The organism is Streptococcus mitis, assembly GCF_001579035.1.
In the GTDB taxonomy this organism is placed as follows: Bacteria; Bacillota; Bacilli; order Lactobacillales; family Streptococcaceae; genus Streptococcus; species Streptococcus mitis_J.
On record NZ_KQ970291.1, the window covers coordinates 84,254 to 88,255 of the forward strand.

At 34.2% G+C, this 4,002-nt stretch carries 3 protein-coding genes; all 3 read right to left on the bottom strand.

Annotated elements, in window-relative coordinates:
• Positions 1-648, bottom strand: a 648-nt coding sequence (locus SMIDD26_RS09475; protein WP_061439936.1) for a hypothetical protein, incomplete at its 3' end; no start/stop codon positions are given.
• A 94-nt stretch (positions 649-742) separates the two neighbouring features.
• The gene (gene purB, locus SMIDD26_RS09480; protein ID WP_061439938.1) at positions 743-2,041 is read right to left on the bottom strand and encodes an adenylosuccinate lyase; all 1,299 of its coding nucleotides are present in this window, start codon (positions 2,039-2,041) and stop codon (positions 743-745) included.
• Positions 2,016-3,596: an NERD domain-containing protein gene (locus tag SMIDD26_RS09485; RefSeq protein ID WP_061439976.1), complete on the bottom strand. Its 1,581-nt coding sequence runs from the start codon at positions 3,594-3,596 to the stop codon at positions 2,016-2,018. The genes purB and SMIDD26_RS09485 overlap by 26 nt, the downstream gene beginning before the upstream one ends.
• Positions 3,597-4,002: the final 406 nt, after the last annotated feature.

The following is a 4,002-nucleotide window of genomic DNA, read 5'->3' on the forward strand; positions in this document are numbered from 1 at the left end:
ATATATAATCCTTTTTATAAACTCAGGTACTTTTCTTTTTCTTGCAAAATGAATCAATAAGTTTCTAAACATCATAAAATATGCTATAAATTGTTGTGCAACTGCAATCAATAAACCAAATATTATATAAATACTGCTAATAAACCTGCTATCAGTTACAGTTGCTGACATTCCTTCAGAAATTGTTAGTAGATTAATTCCATAATAAATAGTAAGTATAGATATAGGGATTGAATAGAAAAGATAAATTAATGTAGATTTTTGAATACGCCAACTAATTGCAATAAGAAACAAAATTATAATTGAAGTCAGCAGAGGAATTAAACCATACCATTTTAAAACAAGCGAAATTTCATTTATATACTTCATAAACATATAAACAATACCACTAATAAGTACTAAATAGAAGATAATCATCCCCAAAAAATCAGAATCGCTCATATTTTTGTTATATTGAGTAGGCTTAGTTTTCTTTCTTTTAAGTTGAAAATCCTCTCCTGGAATATATGCAGGAGTTGGAATTATTTTTGTATTCTCAGAAATTTCTAATGAGTTGTTGTTAAAAAAGTGTGATAATTTATTAATCCACCCAGAAAATCTTGAACCTATCCGTGGTAGTTTAGGTAATGTTTTTCTAAGAACTAGCATAACAACACTTACAATTAATGATTGAATTATACATCCGGTGTGGTTCTAATTACATTACTCAACCAATCTAGTACATTGTCCACGTTCATTACCTTTACTCTCCTAAACCAAGACGTTCAAAGATATCATCCACTCGTTTGGTGTAGTAAAGAGGGTTGAAGATTTCGTCGATTTCTTCTTGAGTGAGGCGAGAAGTTACCTCTGGATCTGCTTCGAGAAGCGGTTTAAAGTCTACTTGATTATCCCAAGAGTAGGCTGTTTTTGGTTGTACCAAGTCATAGGCTTGCTCACGGGTCATGCCTTTTTCAATTAAGGTCAACATAGCACGTTGGCTAAAGATAAGACCAAACGTAGAATTCATATTGCGGATCATGTTTTCTGGGAAGACTGTCAAATTCTTGACAATATTTCCAAAGCGGTTGAGCATGTAGTCAATCAAGATAGTTGTATCTGGTGTGATGATGCGCTCAGCTGATGAGTGAGAGATATCACGCTCATGCCAAAGAGCTACGTTTTCATAAGCCGTAATCATGTGACCACGGATGACACGCGCTAGACCTGTCATGTTCTCAGAACCGATAGGGTTGCGTTTGTGAGGCATTGCAGATGAACCTTTTTGCCCTTTAGCAAAGAATTCTTCCACTTCGCGTTGTTCTGATTTTTGCAAACCACGAATCTCAGTCGCCATACGCTCGATAGAAGTCGCGATGCTGGCAAGAACCGCAAAGTACTCAGCGTGAAGGTCACGAGGAAGCACTTGTGTAGAGATTTCTTGGGCACGGATACCCAATTTGTCGCAGACGTATTGCTCTACGAATGGTGGGATGTTGGCAAAGTTACCAACCGCACCAGAAATCTTACCAGCTTCCACACCAGCAGCCGCATGCTCGAAACGCTCGATATTGCGCTTCATTTCACTGTACCAAGTCGCCAATTTAAGACCAAAAGTTGTCGGCTCAGCATGCACCCCGTGGGTACGCCCCATCATGATAGTGAACTTGTGCTCCTTGGCCTTGTCAGCGATGATGTTGGTGAAGTTTTCAAGGTCACGACGTATGATGTCGTTGGCCTGCTTGTAGAGGTAACCGTAGGCCGTGTCCACCACGTCAGTTGATGTCAAACCATAATGGACCCACTTGCGCTCTTCGCCAAGCGTTTCAGAAACCGCACGTGTGAAGGCAACCACATCGTGACGAGTCTCCTGCTCAATCTCCAAAATACGGTCGATGTCAAAGTCCGCTTTTTCACGAATCAAAGCTACATCTTCCTTAGGGATTTCCCCCAACTCAGCCCATGCCTCGTCAGCCAAGATTTCCACCTCAAGCCAAGCACGGTATTTATTTTCTTCACTCCAAATATTCGCCATCTCAGGGCGAGAGTAACGGTCGATCATGTTGTTTCTCCTTTTGATATTTAAATATAGTGTTGTTTAAAACAAGTTCATTTTTACTTTCTTCGAAAGGTAGTGACCAATTTTCAAATCGTCCCATTAGGTTAACTTCAATATTGCAACCATTAGGTGGGATAAAGTTATAGTTAGGACTGATATAATATCCATACTGTGCTATCTCACTAGCTTGAATAGAACGTATAGTTTCAATTCCAGATGTCCTATAAGATATATAATCAAATATCTTCTCTATTCCACTATGCCAGATTATCTTTTGGAAATCAAAATAATTTACAATCCATGTGTCAATCAAATCATTTCTATTCCTATCTTTAAAATAATCTATTGCCATTTCAGATAATTTATAGTAATCATCTAATGTTACGACTACCTTATATATTTTTTTAGATTTTATATTTTCAATTCTAAGTCGCTCAGTACTTCCCTTTTTATCAGTGAATATTGCAATTTCATTATTAAGGATATATTGTTTAGCTCTCTCAGCTTGTTCAGAAGCTGCCAATACCACTTTTTTAAACAGCTGCTGGCGACGCTCCTCTGACATTTTTTGATTAAACGGAATCTCTTTAAAATCCCTAGCCTTGCATTCTATTAATAGGATATTGTTACCTGAAATAACAATGAAATCTTGTTCTTCTTTTTTACTAGTTTTTAAATATAAAGATTGATAAACATTATCAGCATCAAAATAATTTTCCAAAATAGTTTTTAATTCCTTCTCTAATATGTCTCCTTTATTGTTTGAAGAAGAAATTAGTTTTTGTTCAATACTAGATAGAATATGTTCTGATGCAGGTAAAAAATATGTCAAATTCCTTTTAATCCCAATAGAACCCCCTAATATTTGTATAGAAGAGGTCAAATATCTTACCTCCATATTCTTTGAAGTAGCCATAAATAATTTACTATAATCAATACCCCCAAAGATTTCATCCAACTCTCTATCTGAAAATTGGCTACAACTACACACTAATCCATCTAGGCGAAATTTAACATTACAGATTATATATAATAACTTGTCAAAATTTTCGTAAATTGAAAATCCATATTGTTTTCTTGCTTCATTATCAAACATCCTACATATTTCATAATACTCCCAAAGTTCTTTTCGAAAATTAAAATGGTAGCTTAGATAACTTTGTAAACTATCGCTCCTTCTATCTTGTATTGACTGTTCCACTTGGTTATTAGATATATTATTTTGAAGGGCATTTATGAATAAAAGGAAAATTTCAATTTCATCTGAAGTAACTACATCCTTCTTTGACTCGCCGTTATACTTCAATAATATATATACATATAACTGAACCATAAGTTTCAGTGAAAATTGTGAATTTGATTCTCGCTTTCTTTGAATAATAGCTAAATTCATCACAGTATTTAATTTATTTATTGAATAATAAATATTATAGTACTTTAAAATATAATTCAGAATATCATCAATATTACTAAGTTGGTATATCTCTTTCTCTATGTCCTCTAGACTTTTAGGATACCTTTCTTGACTCCTAATCCTTCTTTTAAAGTTTTCAAATATCTTTACAATGCTTCTATAAAAAATTTTCACTAACTCATAACACTTACTGTATTTCACTTAAAACATCCACTTCTATAGCTAATAATAAATAATACAATATACTTTTGAAAACGATATTCAATAACAAGTGCAGATTCTCCTATAACAATATAAATACTGATCAATGAGCCTCTTATACTTAACTATAAAATTCTATTTCTCCAGTACTTACAACTCTCTTTTTGTGCAAGTTTATTGATATTTATTTGAATTGCAACCATACACTATTAATAAATACTCACTTCATTGTAGTAAGTTTGTTATTAAAAAGCTAAAGGCCTAAAGCAGTCTTCCTCGTCTCTTCAAATCTATGATAATCAGCGTCAAGCAAAAACCGCCCCAACTCAAAAATAACCCCTGAATAGAA